The 16385-nt window shown below is 68.1% G+C and carries 17 protein-coding genes, 1 tRNA gene and 1 pseudogene; 14 read left to right on the plus strand and 5 right to left on the minus strand.

Features of this window, described 5'->3' with window-relative positions; translation table 11 throughout:
* The first annotated feature begins 10 nt into the window (after positions 1 to 10).
* Positions 11 to 385 (plus strand): DUF5830 family protein, encoded by a 375-nt coding sequence (locus P1N55_RS06560; RefSeq protein ID WP_276278135.1) that lies wholly within the window; start codon positions 11 to 13, stop codon positions 383 to 385.
* A gap of 6 nt (positions 386 to 391) precedes the next feature.
* On the opposite strand, the gene P1N55_RS06565 is transcribed toward P1N55_RS06560, so the two are convergent.
* The gene (locus tag P1N55_RS06565) at positions 392 to 1384 is read right to left on the minus strand and encodes a DUF7115 domain-containing protein (protein WP_276278136.1); all 993 of its coding nucleotides are present in this window, start codon (positions 1382 to 1384) and stop codon (positions 392 to 394) included.
* Between the two features lie 140 nt (positions 1385 to 1524).
* Between P1N55_RS06565 and P1N55_RS06570 the strand changes: the two genes are divergently transcribed.
* Positions 1525 to 1669, plus strand: a tRNA-Met gene (locus P1N55_RS06570).
* 225 nt (positions 1670 to 1894) lie between these two features.
* Here the strand turns inward: P1N55_RS06570 and P1N55_RS06575 are convergent.
* Positions 1895 to 2602, minus strand: coding sequence for a dihydrodipicolinate synthase family protein (locus P1N55_RS06575; RefSeq protein WP_276278688.1), 708 nt, complete (start codon positions 2600 to 2602; stop codon positions 1895 to 1897).
* On the opposite strand from P1N55_RS06575, the gene P1N55_RS06580 reads away from it, so the two are divergent.
* The 6 genes from P1N55_RS06580 to P1N55_RS06605 all read left to right on the plus strand — a co-directional run bounded on the left by P1N55_RS06580 (position 2529) and on the right by P1N55_RS06605 (position 5664).
* Positions 2529 to 2783, plus strand: a complete 255-nt coding sequence (locus tag P1N55_RS06580; protein WP_276278137.1) for a hypothetical protein — start codon at positions 2529 to 2531, stop codon at positions 2781 to 2783. The genes P1N55_RS06575 and P1N55_RS06580 overlap by 74 nt on opposite strands.
* A gap of 329 nt (positions 2784 to 3112) precedes the next feature.
* A complete protein-coding gene (locus P1N55_RS06585; RefSeq protein WP_276278138.1) occupies positions 3113 to 3550 on the plus strand; it encodes a pyridoxamine 5'-phosphate oxidase family protein in 438 nt (145 codons plus the stop codon).
* A 45-nt stretch (positions 3551 to 3595) separates the two neighbouring features.
* Positions 3596 to 4006, plus strand: coding sequence for a hypothetical protein (locus P1N55_RS06590; protein WP_276278139.1), 411 nt, complete (start codon positions 3596 to 3598; stop codon positions 4004 to 4006).
* Positions 4007 to 4201: 195 nt separating this feature from the next.
* Positions 4202 to 4444 (plus strand): hypothetical protein, encoded by a 243-nt coding sequence (locus P1N55_RS06595; RefSeq protein ID WP_276278140.1) that lies wholly within the window; start codon positions 4202 to 4204, stop codon positions 4442 to 4444.
* A 44-nt stretch (positions 4445 to 4488) separates the two neighbouring features.
* Complete coding sequence (locus P1N55_RS06600) at positions 4489 to 5136, plus strand: ribonuclease H family protein (RefSeq protein ID WP_276278141.1); 648 nt, start codon at positions 4489 to 4491, stop codon at positions 5134 to 5136.
* Between the two features lie 276 nt (positions 5137 to 5412).
* Positions 5413 to 5664 (plus strand): hypothetical protein, encoded by a 252-nt coding sequence (locus tag P1N55_RS06605; RefSeq protein ID WP_276278142.1) that lies wholly within the window; start codon positions 5413 to 5415, stop codon positions 5662 to 5664.
* Between the two features lie 48 nt (positions 5665 to 5712).
* Here P1N55_RS06605 and P1N55_RS06610 read toward each other — a convergent pair.
* Together P1N55_RS06610 and P1N55_RS06615 are read right to left on the minus strand one after the other, a co-directional pair.
* A pseudogene (locus tag P1N55_RS06610) lies at positions 5713 to 7963 on the minus strand (NADP-dependent malic enzyme).
* 105 nt (positions 7964 to 8068) lie between these two features.
* Positions 8069 to 9979 carry a methyl-accepting chemotaxis protein gene (locus P1N55_RS06615; protein WP_276278689.1) on the minus strand — a complete coding sequence of 637 codons (1911 nt, stop codon included), beginning with the start codon at positions 9977 to 9979 and terminating at the stop codon, positions 8069 to 8071.
* A 151-nt stretch (positions 9980 to 10130) separates the two neighbouring features.
* Between P1N55_RS06615 and P1N55_RS06620 the strand changes: the two genes are divergently transcribed.
* The 5 genes from P1N55_RS06620 (at position 10131) to P1N55_RS06640 (ending at position 13891) form a co-directional block, all read left to right on the plus strand.
* The gene (locus tag P1N55_RS06620; protein ID WP_346430025.1) at positions 10131 to 10646 is read left to right on the plus strand and encodes a COX15/CtaA family protein; all 516 of its coding nucleotides are present in this window, start codon (positions 10131 to 10133) and stop codon (positions 10644 to 10646) included.
* Between the two features lie 63 nt (positions 10647 to 10709).
* Entirely contained in the window at positions 10710 to 11492 is a 783-nt protein-coding gene (locus tag P1N55_RS06625; protein WP_276278144.1) for a basic amino acid ABC transporter substrate-binding protein, read from the plus strand.
* A gap of 4 nt (positions 11493 to 11496) precedes the next feature.
* Positions 11497 to 12171 carry an amino acid ABC transporter permease gene (locus P1N55_RS06630; protein ID WP_276278145.1) on the plus strand — a complete coding sequence of 225 codons (675 nt, stop codon included), beginning with the start codon at positions 11497 to 11499 and terminating at the stop codon, positions 12169 to 12171.
* Entirely contained in the window at positions 12168 to 12911 is a 744-nt protein-coding gene (locus P1N55_RS06635) for an amino acid ABC transporter ATP-binding protein (protein WP_276278146.1), read from the plus strand. The genes P1N55_RS06630 and P1N55_RS06635 overlap by 4 nt, the downstream gene beginning before the upstream one ends.
* A complete protein-coding gene (locus P1N55_RS06640) occupies positions 12908 to 13891 on the plus strand; it encodes an amino acid ABC transporter permease (protein ID WP_276278147.1) in 984 nt (327 codons plus the stop codon). The genes P1N55_RS06635 and P1N55_RS06640 overlap by 4 nt, the downstream gene beginning before the upstream one ends.
* Positions 13892 to 13898: 7 nt before the next feature.
* Here P1N55_RS06640 and P1N55_RS06645 read toward each other — a convergent pair whose 3' ends face one another.
* Positions 13899 to 15383, minus strand: a complete 1485-nt coding sequence (locus P1N55_RS06645) for a replication factor C large subunit (RefSeq protein WP_276278148.1) — start codon at positions 15381 to 15383, stop codon at positions 13899 to 13901.
* A gap of 143 nt (positions 15384 to 15526) precedes the next feature.
* Here P1N55_RS06645 and P1N55_RS06650 point away from each other — a divergent pair, with 143 nt between their 5' ends.
* Positions 15527 to 16099, plus strand: a complete 573-nt coding sequence (locus P1N55_RS06650; protein ID WP_276278149.1) for a hypothetical protein — start codon at positions 15527 to 15529, stop codon at positions 16097 to 16099.
* Positions 16100 to 16385: the final 286 nt, after the last annotated feature.

A 16385-nucleotide genomic window follows, 5' to 3' on the forward strand; every position in this document is an offset into this window, starting at 1 on the left:
AGGCAATCGCGTGGCAGACCCCGACCGTGACCCCGTCGAACTCGGGGTCGAACTGCTCGCGCACCTCGAGCACGCCGAGCTGTCGGTAGCCGATGCAATCGACCGCATCGAGACGGTGACGACGAACCCGCAGGTCCAGCGCGAGATTCTCGACACCGCCGCGATGCGCGGGGTCATCGACCGCGACGACGGCCTCGTCAGGCCCCGCTCGCGGGGCACCTACGTGAACTTCGACGCCGACGTCGTGGTCCGCGAGGGGTCGTTCACCTGCCGGCGCTGTGAAGCCGACATCGGGACCGGCCACTTCGTGCAGCTCGACGGCGGCGAACTCGGTGCCTTCGGCTCGACGTGTATCCGGAAGGTGCTCGGCCGGGACGACGAGTGAGCGGCCTCAGCGGCCCTGGCGGAGCTCTTTGATGAGCTGCTCGATCGTCTCTTCCTGACGCTGGATCCGGTCGTTCTGCTGTTCGACGGCCTCGGTCAGCTTGGCGATCTGGGACTCCAGGGCGGCGATATCCGCGTCGGACTCGTCAGCCGACGGCGTCGGCGCCGCCTCGGTGGTGGTCGACGCGGACGCCGGGGACTGTGACCCCGTCGCGGTGCCGGTCGAAGACTGGGACTGGACGGCCACCTCCCCGGCGTCTGCCGCCGCTTCGCCCTCGTCCTCCGCTGGCTCGTCGCTGACGAGCGGGTCGATGCCGCTCTCGAGGCCCAGGCCGCCGGCCGCGTCGCCGTCCTCGTCCTCGTCGGGGCCGACCTTCTCCGCGAGCGCCTCCAGCGACGCGACGTCGTGGTACGCGAAGACGGCGTCCTCGAGGGCCCGCCGGACGGCGTGGGCCTGTTCGTTGGGGGCCTTGATGCGCTCGGGTCGCTCGCCGAAGGAAACGACGATGGCCGTCGCGACGCTCCCCTCCTCGAACTGGAGGTCGGTGAGGTCCGCGAAGGAGAACTGCTCGAAGTCGGCGTCCCAGGTCGCGCTCCCGACGTGTTTGAGCAGCTGCGCCTCGGTGACCACGAGGGTGAGCTCGCTGAAGCGAAAGACCCCGGTGACGCTCTCGTCGGCGTCGACGACGCCGCCGGCCTGGAGTTTGCCCTCGAGCAGCCGTTCGAGCATCTGGTCGCCGCGCTTGAGCGGGACGGTGAGTTCGCGCTTCTCGTCGACGTACAGCAGCGTGAACTTGGTCTTGCGTCGGCCCTCCGAGATGGCGAGGCGCTCGAACTCGAGCGGGTAGGCTGTGACCTTCTCGTCGCTGAGCAACCCCTCGCCTCGGTAGACGAGCGCCCGGGTCGGTGTGAAGCAGACGACGTCGTCGTCGCCGAGTTTCACGCCGGCCCGGACAGCCTCGTCCCCGAGCTCCTGTCGGACGAGGTCCGGAATGTCCATGGGAGGCAATTCCTGCCCGGTGGCTTAAATCCGGGTCAGGTGTAACTCCGACTGACGGTGTGCCCGTGTGAGAGCCCCACAGCCTGCGCGCAGATGAGAACCTTCAAGACGGCAAGCGGCCAACGACAGACTGCACCCGCGCCCGGGTGGCTTAGCTGGACATAGCGCCGCACTCATAGGGTCTCACGACTCATGCGGTACCTACCCGACATGACCCGTGGGGTGCTCGTCACACCCCGGACCTGGGCCATGCGGAGATCGAGGGTTCGGAGCCCTCCCCGGGCATTTTCCAAGGAACCACGAACGGAGTGAGTGGTGACGCCGTGAAATGCCTCGGAGGTGACGAACCCGTAGGGTCTCGGCGAGTGTAGCGAGCCGAGAACAGGGAAGAGCTTGCTCTTCCCGTGGTTCGGAGCCCTCCCCGGGCATTCTACAACCGCTGTGAACGTCGGTGAGCAGCATCGCCGTAAGAATGCTGTGGGAGGCGACGAACTCGACCGGAGGAGCGAACTACGATTCCGTTTCGTCGAGGTAGTCCTCGATGGCCGCCGTGACCGTCGCCGCTTGCTCGTCGTCGAGCGGTTGCTGGGGGGCCCGCGGGGCGGGGTTGTCGATCACGCCGAGGACCTCCAGCCCCTTCTTGATCGTGATCTGTGGATTCTTGACGAGCACAGCGTCCTCGAGGCGGACCATCGCGTGGTGCAGGTCCCGGACGGCGGCCGCATTGCCGTCCGTCCCGGCCTCGAGGAGCCGGACGGCGTCCCCGGGAAAGAGGTTGGCACAGACCCCGACGAGCCCCACGGCCCCCGCCGCCGTCGCCGGGAGGACGAGCGAGTCCCAGCCCGACATGACGTCGAAGTCCATGTCCGCAGTCCGGGCACAGAGGTCGTTGAGCTGGCCCATGTCGCCGCTCGAGTCCTTGATGCCGACGATGTTCTCGTGGGCGGCCAGCGTCTCGACGACGTCCGGGGTGATGTTGAAGCCCATCCCCGCCGGGAAGTTGTAGATGACTATCGGCAGGTCGACGGCGTTCGCGACGGCCCGATAGTGCTCTACGGTGTCGTCCTCGCTGGGCCGGGAGTAGTAGGGACCGAGGACGAGAGCGCCGTCGGCACCGACGTCCTCGGCGTGGCGGGTCAGTTCGATGGTCTCCCAGGTCGAGGGCGAGCCGGTGCCGGCGACGACGGTCGTCGAGGCTTCCTCGACGGCGAACTCGATGACGTCCCGGTGCTCGGCGGGCGCGAGGGTCGACCGTTCGCCCGTCGTCCCGACGGGCGAAGCCGTTCACGCCGCCCGATTCGACGTGGTCGATCACGTCCGCGAGCGCGTCGTAGTCTACGCTGTCGGTGTCGTCGAACGGTGTCGGAATCGGGGGGAAGACGCCATTGCCAAGCGGTGACATACCGGGTGTGGAGGGGCGGGCGAGTAATAGGTTCCGGTGTGATATGTTGCCGCGGCGTCACGCGACCAGCGGTCCCCGATGCTCGCGGACGCGCGTGGCCTCCGAACGCCACGTGTGGACGCGCTGACCACGCTTTCGGTGATGATTGCTGTCACAGAGTGACGAACGTCGTCGACGACCACACCCAGGATGGCACTCCCACAGAGGCCCGGGCCACGGCCCCGGGTATCCGGTGTGAATATCGTGACGACGGACCAGTCAGTGTGAGACGTCACATTGGGGGTAACACAGGGGTTGACGTGTCGGCAGACCGTACCAGACGTACGATGGTCACCGTCACCGGCGCGTGGACGTCGGACGAGGCCGAGCGATTCCTCCAGTCGACGGTCGTGCCCCTCCGACTCGGCTGTCGTCGGCCGAGCGGCGACCTGTGGATGCTCTCGCTGTGGTACCGGTACGACGACGGCCGGTTCGAGTGTGCGACGTCGGCCGACGCCGACGTGGTGCGCTACCTCGACGCCGACGCGCACGTCTCCTTCGAGGTCTCGACGAACGAGCCGCCGTACCGCGGCGTCAGGGGCAACGGCACTGCGAGCGTCACGCCGGACGAGGAGAAAGCAGTGTTGCGCAACCTCCTCGAGCGGTATCTGGGCGACACCGCCTCGCCCCTGGCCCGGCGCCTGCTCTCGCCCGAGCGTCGTGAAGTCACCATCACGGTGACGCCGGACCGCCTCCACACCTGGGACTACTCCGCCAGGATGTAGGACAAAGCGCGTGGTTTTGATACCCGGAGGCCCTAGTCGCTCGCGATGACCGGGCCCGAAGCGATTCGCTCGCTCGCGGTACACGCCGATGACCTCGTGGCGGCCGCCGAGGCCAACGCCCGCGAGACGAGACGGGTCGTCCTCCGGGTGACGCCGCCGTACAGCGGTCGGATGCGCGCACGCCTGCACGTGGTGGACGACGGCGGCGAGGACGGGACGGTCCACGTCGAGCCGGAGACGCTACTCGGCGACGCAGTCCCGCCGTTCCCGACCCCGGACGTGACCGAGGACGAGCTGCGCGAGGCGACCGACGACGCCTACAGCGTCGAGCGACACCGAACGTACCACGAGGAGCGCGTGCGGGAGTGGCGCGAGGCCGTCCCGACCCACGTGGTCGACGCCGTCGTGATCCCTGCGGTGGGACACGAAGTTAGCATCTCGATACTCGGGCCCTGAACGAACGGTGGTCGTCTGTCACCGCTCCGTGGTACCGTTAGCGGACGAGCGGGGCCGATAAAACGTCTCGAAGTCGCTCTCCCGGTGATGAAATGTCCGAGTCGCCGTGTTCGACCCCGTGAAACGAGTCGAAACGTGCCGAACTCTCGCACCGTTATAAGATATTGCCACCGCTACAAGCGGGTGAGTCCCCCTATGTCGAGTCCCCCAGCAAACGAGTTGTTCGCCCTCCTCGACAGGTCGGTCCCGACCTCGAGCGAGTCCCTCCTGGTACCCATCCGTGGCATCGCGTTCTGGATGGCCATCGCCCTCCCGTTCCTGTACGTCCCGCTCCTCCTCTCGGGACTGGGGTCTGCGTCCACGCGGACGGCCTTCGTCGCCCTGGTCGCCTGTAACGCCGTCGCGCTGCTGGTCGGACACTCACACCGCGGGCGCTGACTTTCCCGGGGAATATTTATAAAGCAGGTCGAATAAGTAGACGTATGGCCGCATACGGCCGGCCGTCACTTCGAGACCTGTTCGACGAATCACCCACCCCTCACATCGCGCACCCGCCGCGCAGTCACCACCGAGACTTCTACATCGCGACCGACGGGTCCTTCCGTCCCCACGGGACTGGCGCGGGGACAGACGGGGACTGTGGGGGGCTCGGGATCGTCGTCGAAACGCTAGACGGAGAGCGCGTCGTCCGCCTGTCCGTGCCCGACTCGGCCCCGGACAACAACGTCGCGGAGTACCGTGCGCTCCACCTCGGTCTGGACGTCCTGGCGGCGCGGGCGCCACCGGACGCCAGGGTCGGGCTGCTGATCGACCACGACCAGCTCGCCGAGAACGTCAACGCCGAGGTCCTGGCGACACACGGCTCTACCTACGACCCGCCCCACGCCGTGTCGGTGCCGCGGGGGACCGGCCTTCACTGGCGGGGCATCCAGGCGCGCATCAACGGCTTCCAGGAGGTCCGGGCCGCCCGTATCTCCGGTGACCGGAACCCGGCCCATCCGCTCGCGAACGCGCCGGACCAGTACGCCCACGTCAACGGCGAGGCCGATCGCTGCGTCCGTCCGGGGATGCGAGCGACCGATGAGCAGGTCCCGCCGCCCTCCAGGGCCGAGCGCGGCGTCTCGGACTGACCGAGGCCGGCCACCGGCGTCCCCCTGGCGGGACACTCGCCCAGTACGACCGACCTGATCGAGGACTGAGATTCGCCCCCACGACGCGACGTCTGCAGCGGCGCGCAGCACCTCGTTAGGACGTTCTACCCCGGTCAGATTCCGCTTTGTAACTTTTGAATACATTATCAAGATAATCGGAAGTAACTTGGAGGAGAGTCACAGAACGTTCGCTCGTGGTCACGAGAGAAAATGTTAGTAGCAATCGACACATAGCTGCAGCCAGGAGGCGGAACGATGAGTACCGGTGACCAACGACACGGCCGAGGCAGCGCGTATCGCAGCGAAACGACGCCCCTCGAGTCGCTGACCAGGTACGACCTGGTCCTGCTGGGTATCCCGGTCGCGTTCGTCTTGACGGGAGCCGTCTCGGGACTGTTCGACGTCCCGTTGCGAACGGCCCTCCTCGGCGGGGGGATCGTCTGTCTGCTCGGCGTCCTCGACGCCCTCTTTCTCAACCCTCCGACCGGCGGCCGTCGGACGGTCTGACGCTCGCGACCGGCGGCGTATACGGTGCGACGAACCCGGCCCCCGCAGTCACTCCTGCTGTGCGTCCACGACGGCCACGCCGGCGAGGTTGACGATGTCCTTGACCTCGTCGCCGCGCTGGAGGACGTGGACCGGTTTGTCCATCCCGACGAGCATCGGGCCGATGGCCTCGGCGCCGCCGAGTCGCTGGAGCAGTTTGTAGCCGATGTTCCCGGCCTCGAGGTTCGGGAACACGAGGACGTTCGCCGGGTCCTCGAGCTCGGAGAACTCGTAGGTACCGTTGAGGATGTCCTCGACGACGGCCGTGTCGGCCTGCATCTCGCCGTCGACGGGGAAGTCGACCCGCGAGTCGTCGCGGAGGCGCTCCACGGCGCGCCGTGGCTTCCGGGTTCCGGGGTTGTCGACGCTCCCGAAGTTCGAGTACGAGAGCATCGCCGCCCGCGGGGAGACGTTGAACCGGCGGGCCAGGTCCGCCGTGTGTCGGGTCACCTCGGTCAGGATCTCCGCCGTCGGGTCCTGGTTGACCGTCGTGTCGGCACAGAAGATAACCCGGTTCTTGAACGTCAGCATGTAGACGCCCGCGGCGTAGTTCGCGTCTTCGGCCGTCCCGATGACCTGAAGCGGCGGCCGCAGGGCCGACGGGTAGTGGTGGGTCAGGCCGGTCAGCATCGCGTCGGCGTCGCCCATCTCAACCATGACGCTGCCGAGGTAGTTGCCGTTCCGGACCAACTCGTCGGCCTCGCGGCGGGTGACGCCCTTGCGCTGGCGGAGCTCGTACAGCCGGTCGGCGTAGGCCTCGACGTCGGCCGTCTCGGGGTCGACGACGACGGGGTCGAACTCCAGTCCGAAGCGCCGGCGCGTCGCCTCGATGCGGTCGGCGTCTCCCAGCAGGACGGGTTCGGCGATGCCCTGGTCGACGAGCTGGTAGGCTGCCCGGATCATCTTCTCGTCGTGACCCTCGGCCAGCACCACCCGCTTGGGGTCGCTCTTTGCCTTGTTGAGGACGACCCGCATCATCTCGCGGGACTTGCCCAGGCGGGCCTCCAGGCGCTCGGGGTAGGCGTCGAGGTCGATCTCCTTGCGGGCCGCGCCGGATTCGACGGCCGCCCTGGCGACGGCGGGCGTCACCTCGAAGAGGACGCGCTGGTCGAGCGGTTTCGGGATGATGTAGTCGGGCCCGTACTGCATCGGCGTGTCGCCGTAGGCCTTGACGACGGCGTCGGGGACGTCCTGGCGGGCGAGCGTCGCCAGCGCCTCCGCGGCGGCGACTTTCATCTCCTCGTTGATCTCGGTCGCGCGAACGTCGAGCGCGCCACGGAAGAGGAAGGGGAACCCGAGCACGTTGTTGACCTGGTTCGGGTAGTCCGAGCGGCCCGTCGCCATGATGACCGTGTCGTCGCGTGCGGCCTTGGCGTCCTCGTAGGTGATCTCGGGGTCGGGGTTGGCCATCGCGAAGACGATGGGGTCGCTGGCCATCGACTGGATCATCGACTGGTCGACGATGCCACCGACCGACAGGCCCACGAACACGTCGGCGCCGGCCATCGCGTCGGCGAGGTCGCCGTCGGGGACGTCCCGGGCGAACTCCTCTTTGAACCGGTTGAGGTCCTCCGAGCGGGTGCGGGCGTCGGTGATGATGCCCGAGGAGTCACACATCGTGATGTTCTCCTTCCGGGCGCCAAGCGAGACGTAGAAGCGGGCGGTCGCGATGGCCGAGGCGCCGGCCCCGGAGAAGACGATGTCGAGGTCCGCCAGGTCCTTGCCCGCGAGGTCGGCGGCGTTTATGAGGGCAGCCCCGGAGATGATGGCCGTCCCGTGCTGGTCGTCGTGGAAGACGGGAATGTCCATCGCGTCGCTGAGGCGCTGTTCGACCTCGAAACACGCGGGCGCGGCGATGTCCTCCAAGTTGATGCCCCCGAAGGTCGGTTCCATCGTCTTGACCGTCTCGACCATGGTGTCGGCGTCGTCGGCGTCCAGTTCGATGTCGAAGACGTCGATGTCGGCGAAGCGCTTGAAGAGAACGCCCTTGCCCTCCATGACCGGCTTCGAGGCCTCGGGACCGATGTCGCCGAGACCGAGCACCGCGCTGCCGTCGGAGACGACGGCCACGAGGTTGCCCTTGGCGGTGTACGTGAACGCGTCTTCGGAGTTCGCCGCGATCTCCTCACAGGGCGGCCACGCCCGGCGAGTACGCCAGCGAGAGGTCGCGCTGGGTGTTCGTCGGTTTGGTCGTCGCGATCTCTATCTTCCCGGGGGGGTCCCGGCTGTGGTAATCGAGTGCGTCCTCGTCTAATCCCATAGCGGGAGGTGACACGCACCCAATAAAAAGCCCGCTATTGCGTCAAATGACGGGGCCTTATTCGACACGCGACGAACCTCCGCGCGGGCGTCGGCGTCGGGGCCGTCACCGACTGCCGTCCGCGAGTTCGTCGACCCGGGCGACGAGTTCGTCGACCGCGGCGGTCTGCTGTTCGGTGGCCGAGACGATCTGCTCGGTGGCGCCCTCGGCCGCCTCGGCGTGCGTCCGGGCGTCCTCTATCGCCGCTGTGACGTCCTCGACGGCCTGGGCCTGGTCGCCGTTGGCGTCGGCGACCTCCTGGATGCCGTCGGCCGCCGCCTCGACGGCGTCGGTTATCTCGTCTAACGCGTCGAGGGCCTGCTCGATCTCGTCTTCGGCCCGTTCGACCTGTTCGTGGGAGGTCTCGACCATCTCCGCGGTCTGGGTGGCCTGGCCCTGGATGGTCTCGATGCTGTCGGCGATCTCGCCGGCGTGCTCGCTTGTCTCGTTCGCGAGGCTCTTGACCTCGTCGGCGACGACGGCGAACCCGCTCCCGCTCTCGCCGGCGCGGGCGGCCTCGATGTTGGCGTTGAGCGCGAGCATGTTGGTCTGTTCGGCCACGTCGGCGATGACCTCGACGACCTCGTTGACCTCGTCCATCCGGGACTCGAGGTCGGTGACGCTCCCCACGAGTTCCTCGCTGGCCTCGGTGAGCGTGTCGGTGACATGCTGGACCGTCTCGCTGGCTTCGGCGCCCTCCTCGGCCGCCGAGAGCGCGCGTTCGGCCGACGACGCGACCTCGCTCGACGTGGCGGCGACCTCCTCCATGCCGGCGCTGACCTCGTGGACGGTCTCCGCGGCCGACTCCAGGGCCTCGGTCTGTTCGGCGACGCGGGACTCGACGGTCGTCGCGGCGTCGGCGGTCTGGTCGATGGCGTCGGCCAGTTCGGCCGTCTGGGTGTCGACCTGCCGGGTCATCGTCGCCAGCTGGTCGGCCATCCGGTTGAGCGCGTCGACGACGTCCAGCAGCGCGTCGTCGAGGTGGGCGTCGTCCTCGACGGTGGCGCGAGCGTCGAGGTTGCCGGCCTGGAGCGCGTGCATCGTCGTGCTGAGCTCGTCGACCAGCGACGTGACGGCCTCGTGGCGCTCGGCCTCGTCGGTCCGGTCCTGGACCATCTCGACGACGCCGACGAGGTCACCCGCGTCGTCGTACAGGGGCGCGGCGCTGAACGAGATGTGCCGGTCGTCGCCGTGCTGGTCCTGCATCACGCTCCGGTCGCGATAGAGGGTGAAATCCACCGACTCCACCTTCGGGACGTCGTACTTCTCGTGGGTCCGCTCGGGCGCGTCGAGCACCTTGTCGGCCAGCGTCTTGCCGCGTCGGCCGTCCGGGTAGAAGGCCATGCTGGCCATCTCCATGGACTGGGCCTCGGCCTCGGCGACGCCGGTCAGGTTCTCGAGCGACTGGTTCCAGGCCAGTATCTCGCCGTCCGGGTCCAGGACGAACAGCGGCGTGCCGACGTGGTGGACGACGTCGTGGTAGTCGAAGGGCCCGGTCCCGGCAGTGCCGTCGGTGCCCGCGTTCCCCTCGTAGGCGGCCACGCCCGTTTCCGTCACGCCCCTGACGCTGTCCAGTCCCTCGAGCAGGTCGGCCTGGACGGCGTCGAGTTCGGCCCCCGCGTCCGGACCCAGGGCGGTCCTGAGCTGGTCGAAGGCGGCCTCGACCAGCGCCTCGGTGGCGACGCCCTGGGCGGCGACGAACCCGTCCCGGTCGACGCCGGCCTGTGTGTAGTCCGCGACGAGTGTCTCCACCGCGCCCTGGTCGAGGTCGAACTGGCCGGTGACCTGTCGCTCGGCGAGCGACCGACCCTCGCCGGTCTCGAACAGCGACGCGAGCCGGTCCGGGTCGGGCCGGTAGGCCCGCTCCAGGGGCTGCCGCGACGCCGCGACGGCCGTGCCACCGTCCGTCTCGACCGACGACTCGCCCGTTTCGTTCGTCTGTCCGGCGACCACACGACTGAGCAGTTCCGACAGCATATCGAGCACTGGTTGAACGAGATTAGCAGTCGCTCTTAACTGTGCCGCCTCGAATATCGGATTTGTAAATGGGGCCGAGGGCGATGGCGTCTCGACGCACCGTCGGGTGTCAACAGACAGAGAGCCCCACCCGAGCGAAAGGGCCGAAAATATATACCTACAGTTCCGAGAGTCGGACATGACCGTCCGCTTTCGGCGACTGCTGGCGGCGACGACGGCGCTGACGTTCGCGCTCATCCTGCTCGGCGTGTACACGGGCGCGGTCGGTGCCGGACTGACCTGTGCGGGTCGGTGGCCGTTCTGTGACGGGTGGCTCGGCCTCTTCCCGGCCAACTGGATGAGCTTCGTCGAGTGGTTCCACCGGTTCGTGGCGATGATAACCGGCTTCATGATCCTCGGATCGACCGTCGCGGCCTGGCGGGGCGAGTACGCGACCCGAATCCGGTACGCCGCCGGCGTCGCACTGGCCGTGCTCCCGGTCCAAGTGCTGCTCGGGGCCAACACCATCTTCAACTTCGGCGCGGTCGCACAGGTGCTCCACCACGCCGCCGCGCTGACCATCCTGACCGCCCTCGTCGCCGGGACGGCCTGGGCCTACACCGACGTCGAATCCGGCCCCGACCGGGTGGCGGCAGACACCGGGACCACCGCCAGCGCCGACGACTGAGCCCGTAGCGCCAGTTCGGCCTGGTTCGTAACACCTATTCGGGCCCTCTCCGACAGTGGGAGTATGTCAGAGTCCACCCTTTCACGTCGGAAGTACCTCACGACCGTCGGCGGGGCGGCAGTGACCCTCTCTGTCGCCGGCTGTTCGGGCGGCGGCGGGGGCAGTTCACAGACCATCACCGCCGGCACCGCGCCCGGCTTCCCGCCGTTCGAGATGAAGGAGGGCGGCGACCTGGTCGGCTTCGACATCGACCTGCTCGAGGCCGTCGTCGACGAGACCGACTACGAGTTCGAGGGCTGGGAGGAGTTCGAGTTCGACTCCCTGATCCCCGCGCTCACGAACGAGAACATCGACGTCATCGCCGCCGGGATGACCATCAACGACGAGCGCGATCAGACCATCGACTTCAGCGACCCGTACTACTCCTCGGACCAGGCCATCGTCGTCCGGGCGGACGGGAGCTTCTCGCCGGGCAGCCTCGGCGACCTGAGCGACCGCCCCATCGGCGCCCAGAAGGGGACCACCGGCGAGGGCGTCGTCCAGGACGAACTCGTCGGCGACGAGATAACCGAGAACCAGTACAACGCCTACGACAACTACGTGCTGGCCATCCAGGACCTGGAGAACGGCAACGTCGACGCCGTCGTCATCGACGTGCCCGTCGCAGACACGTTCGCGGCGAACCGCCCCGTCGAGGTCGCGTTCACCTACGAGACCGGAGAGCGTTTCGGCTTCGGCATCCGGGACGGGGACACGGACCGCCAGACCGCGCTCAACGAGGGGCTGGCGACGGTCCGCGAGGACGGCACGTACCAGGAACTGACCGGCAAGTGGTTCGGGCAGTAGCGACATGCTCCAGGCTGGCGACTGGGCGTTCGTCTTCGCGAACCTCGACTACCTGCTGGCCGGCGCGGGTATCACCGTCGGCCTGACCCTGACCAGTCTGTTGCTCGGCTTCCTCACCGGGTTCCCCGCGGGGGCCATCGAGGTGTACGGCGACGGTATCCTCGAGCGCGTGGTGAGCACGGGCGGCGTCGTCCTGCGGGGGACGCCCATCGTCGTCATCATGCTCGTGCTCTTTTTCGTCGTCTCCATCTCGAAGTCGGCGTTCATCACGGCGACGGTCGGGCTGGGCCTGCGCAGCGCGGCCTACCAGTCACAGATCTTCCGCGGGGCGCTCCAGAGCGTCGACGAGGGGCAGATGGAGGCGGCCCGCTCGGTCGGTATGAGCCGGTTCGAGGCCATCCGGTACGTCGTCGTGCCACAGGCGCTGCGCCGGAGCATGCCGGGCTTTCAAAACGAGTTTACCATCGTCCTGAAAGACACGAGCATCGCCTTCGCCATCGGCCTGGCCGAACTGCTGACCAGGGGAAACGACCTGTTTACCCAGAGCGGCCGGTCGACGGCCGTCTTGGAGGTCTTTCTTACCATCAGCGCCATCTACTTCGTGCTGACGTTCGCGACGAACCGCGGCCTGGACCGGCTGTCCGACTACTACGCGATCCCGTCGGGTGAGAACAGATGACACTGCTACGCGTTGAGGACGTACACAAGTCCTACGGCGACGAGGAGGTACTGAAAGGCGTCAGCTTCGAGATGGACCGGGGGGACGTCGACGTCCTCATGGGTCCGAGCGGCAGCGGCAAGTCGACGATGCTGCGCTGTATCAACCGGCTGACCGAGATCGACAGCGGCGACGTCTGGCTCGACGGGACACCGGTGTACGGCCCCGACACGGACGTCAACGAACTGCGCCAGGACGTCGGGATGGTGTTCCAGGACTTCAACCTCTTTGCGCACCTCACCGCCGTCGAGAACATCACGCTCGGGCTGAAGCGGGTGCTCGGCGTTCCGAAGGCCGAGGCCCGGGAGCGAGCGATGGAACACTTGGAGCAGGTCGGGCTGGCCGCACAGGCCGACTCGTACCCGGCCGAGCTCTCCGGGGGCCAACAGCAACGCGTCGGCATCGCCCGTGCGCTCGCGATGGAACCGAAACTGATGCTGTTCGACGAACCGACCAGCGCGCTGGACCCGGAACTCGTCGGCGAGGTCGTCGAGGTGATGCGTGACCTCGCCGCGGGCGGGATGACGATGCTGGTCGTCAGCCACGAGATGGGCTTTGCCCGCTCGGCGGCCGACGACATCCACTTCCTCGACAGCGGCACCGTCGTCGAGTCCGGCCCGCCCGAGCAGCTGTTCGAACGGCCCGAACACGACCGGACGAGGGCCTTCCTCACCGGACTGCAGGCAGAGACCCACCAATGAGCACCGACGAGCCGTCCGTCGCCGACGAGGTCCGGACCACCGTCACCGTCGACACCGACCAGCCATGGGCGCTCATCGGCCTCGCGGTGTTCTGGGGGTGGCTGCTGGCCCGCTGGACCAACGACTTCCTGCTGCCCGCCGGGCTGGCGGTGCCCAGAGAGCAGTCGTTCTTCCCGGTCGGGCCGTTCGAGGCCGCCAGGGAGACGCTGCTCTCGGTCGCTGCCTCGCTGGGTCTGTTCGGCGCCCCGTTCGCGTTCCTCGCGGGCCTGTTCTCCTTCGTCGTCGGGGCGATTCCGTCGCTGCCGGCACTCGGTCGGGGCGCGTGGCTCACCATCGTCCTCACCGTCGGCGGCATCGCGCTCGGGTTCGTCCTCGCGGTGCCGCTGTCTGTCGCGCGGGTCTACGGCGGCCGGTGGCTCCGGTGGGTCTCGCTGTCGTACACCGAGCTCATCCGCGGGACGCCGCTGCTGGCCCAGCTGTTCGTGCTGTACTTCGGCCTGCCGCTGACCCAGATCATCCGGGAGGTGCCGGGGGTCGGCGTCGGATACGTCCCCGGGACGGCCGCCTGGGTCGCCATCATCGGCTTCACGCTCAACAGCGCCGCCTACCAGGCCGAGTACATCCGGTCGGCCCTGGAGTCGGTCGACGCCGGCCAGCTGACCGCCGCGCGGTCCATCGGACTCTCGAAGGTCGAGAGCATCCGTTATGTCGTCCTCCCGCAGGGCCTGCGCTACGCCATCCCCAGCTGGTCGAACGAGCTGGTCTATCTCATCAAGTACTCCTCGCTCGCGGCGTTCATCACGGTCCGGGAGCTGTTCTTCCAGGCCGAGTCCATCGCCAACGAGACGTTCCGCTACACCGAGCTGTACGTGCTCGCGGCGCTGTTTTACCTGGCGCTTGTCATCTCCGCGTCGGTCCTGATGAACGGCGTCGAGACCAAGACCGCGCTCCCCGGCCTCGGCGGCAAACGAGAGGCCTGACGGCAGGTCACATGAAATCCGAGAGGCCGGACTGCTGGTCGTCGTCGGCGTCCGCGTCGTCCGAGGCGTCGTCGCCGGCGTCGCTGTCGCCGAGGAGCGTCCCCTGCTGGTCGCCGGTCCCCGCCTCGTCAGCCTCGGTCGCGCCGTCGGTCTCGTCAGCGTCGTCGGAGGGGGCCGTCGCGGACCCGCCCTCGAAGGCGCCCCCGGAGTGTTCGACGGCCGCGTCCTCCTTTCGCGCCTCTGCGTCCTCGACGATGGACTGGACCTTGTTCGTGTCCTTTCCCGACCCGGTAACGTAGGCGACGTGCTCGGCCTCCAGGTCGTAGGCGGCGGCCATCGCCACCGTCAGCTCGCGGTTGCGGCAGTGGTGAGTCATCGTCGAGAGGAAGGGGAGAACCTCGCGGCGGGCGGTCCGCATCGAGACGCCGTCCACGACGGCTATCTGCTGGGCGATGTAGTCGCGGGTGTTGCGCGTCCCCTTCGAGCGGCCGAGCTTCGACCAGTAGCTGGGCGGGCCGTAGCGGGTCCACCCGCCCTTGGTCCCGTCGCGGGCGGCGGCGACGCCGGCCGTCATCGCGTCGCCCGCGTAGCGCCAGAACGAGTAGTTCTGGGTCTCCCGGACCCGGCCGAGCCACTGGTCGGCGTTCGAGAGGGCGGCGTAGGCGCGGGCCAGTTCGGGGCCCGCGTAGTCCTTTGGCACGTTGTCCTCGATCCAGTTGATGAGGTCGTCGGGCGTCTCGTCGACGTCGTAACTGGCCTTCAGTGCCGTCTCGGCGTCGGCCTCCTTCAGGACGACGTCTAGGTACTCGAAGATTCCCTCGGTGGTGTCGCGCTCGCCGGTCACCACGTCCCCGGCGGTGAGACGGTCGGCCGTCTCGGCGATGGCCTGGAGGTCCTTGACCGCCCCGCGCAGGTCGCCGGCGTTCTGCTCGGCGAGCTGCTGGAGCGCGTCTGCCTCGTACTCGATGTCCTCCTTGCGGCAGATGTCCCGGAGGACCGGGACGATAGACCGGGGCGAGACGTCCCGGAACTCGATGTCCCGGCAGGCGTTGCGCAGGCCGTTTGACATGTCGTAGAACTCGTTGGCGATGAGGACCATCGGCTGGCTGGCCTCCTTGACTAGCGCCGTGACCGCGCGTGCCCCGCCGCGGTCGGCGTTCCCGTGGATGTTGTCGGCCTCGTCCATGATGACCAGTCGACGGCCCGTTCCGCCGCCGGTCAGGGTTCCCGACTTCGCGGCCTCGCCGGCGACACGCTCGATGACGTCCTTGGTCCGGGAGTCGCTGGCGTTGAGTTCGATGGTCGGCCAGCCCATGTCGTTGGCGAGCGCGTGGGCGGCCGAGGTCTTGCCCACGCCCGGCGCCCCGTGGAGGATGACGGCCTTGCGGTGGTCGTCCCACGTCCGGGCCCACTCCTCGAAGGCGTCCCGGGCCTTGTCGTTGCCGCGGACCTCCGACAGTGTCGTCGGGCGGTACTTCTCCGTCCAGTCCATTACGAGGAGGCAGGTGCGTGGCGGGGTTAGTTGTTGCGGAGTCAGCGGTCCGTGGCGTCGCCATCGGGATCCCGACCGTCCGGACCGATGACGGGGCGCCGGCCAGAAGACACTTTCCACCGGCACGACTCGACGCACCTGCCATGAACGACACCCGCCGTAGCCTCGCGGCCGGCGCCGTCGCCGGCCTCGCGGCGTTCGTCCTCGCGTACGTGTTCGTCTACGCTCTCACCATCTCGACGGTCCGGGACTCGCTGCTGACCGGCCTGGCCGAGGCCTTCGGCGACGAGAACGCCTCGTGGAAGATCGTCGGCTGGATATTCTTCAACGCACAGTTCGTCACGACGACCATCACCGTCGACGTCCCGTTGCTGGGTGGCACCGACGCGGTGAACTTCATCGCCGAGTCCGACGGGCTGTCGGCGCTGCTGTACGTGATTCCCCCGGCGCTGCTGACCGCTGCGGGACTGGCCACCGCCCGACTCGGCGGCGCGACAGACGCCGCCGAAGCCCTGCGATCCGGCCCCGCCGTTGTGCTGGGCTACCTCCCGGCCACCATCGTCGGCGCCGTCCTGTTCACCGTCAGCGTCGGGGAGGGGAGCGGCGGGTCGCCGACGCTGCTGACGGCCGTGGTGCTCGCCGGCATCGTGTATCCGGTGGTGTTCGGGAGCCTCGGGGCCGTCGTCGGCGCCACGCTGGCCGAGTGGCCGAGGTAGTGTTTAGTTACAAGATTCAGGTCGTGAACAGCCAGAAAGCCCCCGCGCTCTCAGCTCCCGCGGCTCGCTGCGCGCGCTCACTTCGTTCGCGTGCTTACGTCGCCGGGGTTCGCTGAGAGCGCGGCCCCTTTCAGCCCCACCCATGCCGGCTGATCACCCGGCTTCGGGTGGGGATGAAAGGGGCGGCCGGCTGAACGACGGCGGACGACGCAAGCACTGGAGCGAACGCAGTGAGCGAAGCGCGCAGCGAGTCCCCCGAGTTCAGCCGGCCGGGGCTTTCTGGCTC

The sequence above is a fragment of the Haloarcula regularis genome, assembly GCF_029338315.1.
Lineage (GTDB): Archaea > Halobacteriota > Halobacteria > Halobacteriales > Haloarculaceae > Haloarcula > Haloarcula regularis.

What these genes read in the sequence shown, in the direction of transcription:
- P1N55_RS06565 (WP_276278136.1), bottom strand. Translation starts at nt 1,384, where the DNA reads ATGGACATTCCGGACCTCGTCCGACAGGAGCTCGGGGACGAGGCTGTC.
- P1N55_RS06580 (WP_276278137.1), top strand. Translation starts at nt 2,529, where the DNA reads ATGGTCTCCCAGGTCGAGGGCGAGCCGGTGCCGGCGACGACGGTCGTC.
- P1N55_RS06585 (WP_276278138.1), top strand. Translation starts at nt 3,113, where the DNA reads ATGGTCACCGTCACCGGCGCGTGGACGTCGGACGAGGCCGAGCGATTC.
- P1N55_RS06590 (WP_276278139.1), top strand. Translation starts at nt 3,596, where the DNA reads ATGACCGGGCCCGAAGCGATTCGCTCGCTCGCGGTACACGCCGATGAC.
- P1N55_RS06595 (WP_276278140.1), top strand. Translation starts at nt 4,202, where the DNA reads ATGTCGAGTCCCCCAGCAAACGAGTTGTTCGCCCTCCTCGACAGGTCG.
- P1N55_RS06600 (WP_276278141.1), top strand. Translation starts at nt 4,489, where the DNA reads ATGGCCGCATACGGCCGGCCGTCACTTCGAGACCTGTTCGACGAATCA.
- P1N55_RS06605 (WP_276278142.1), top strand. Translation starts at nt 5,413, where the DNA reads ATGAGTACCGGTGACCAACGACACGGCCGAGGCAGCGCGTATCGCAGC.
- P1N55_RS06615 (WP_276278689.1), bottom strand. Translation starts at nt 9,979, where the DNA reads ATGCTGTCGGAACTGCTCAGTCGTGTGGTCGCCGGACAGACGAACGAA.
- P1N55_RS06625 (WP_276278144.1), top strand. Translation starts at nt 10,710, where the DNA reads ATGTCAGAGTCCACCCTTTCACGTCGGAAGTACCTCACGACCGTCGGC.
- P1N55_RS06630 (WP_276278145.1), top strand. Translation starts at nt 11,497, where the DNA reads ATGCTCCAGGCTGGCGACTGGGCGTTCGTCTTCGCGAACCTCGACTAC.
- P1N55_RS06635 (WP_276278146.1), top strand. Translation starts at nt 12,168, where the DNA reads ATGACACTGCTACGCGTTGAGGACGTACACAAGTCCTACGGCGACGAG.
- P1N55_RS06640 (WP_276278147.1), top strand. Translation starts at nt 12,908, where the DNA reads ATGAGCACCGACGAGCCGTCCGTCGCCGACGAGGTCCGGACCACCGTC.
- P1N55_RS06645 (WP_276278148.1), bottom strand. Translation starts at nt 15,383, where the DNA reads ATGGACTGGACGGAGAAGTACCGCCCGACGACACTGTCGGAGGTCCGC.
- P1N55_RS06650 (WP_276278149.1), top strand. Translation starts at nt 15,527, where the DNA reads ATGAACGACACCCGCCGTAGCCTCGCGGCCGGCGCCGTCGCCGGCCTC.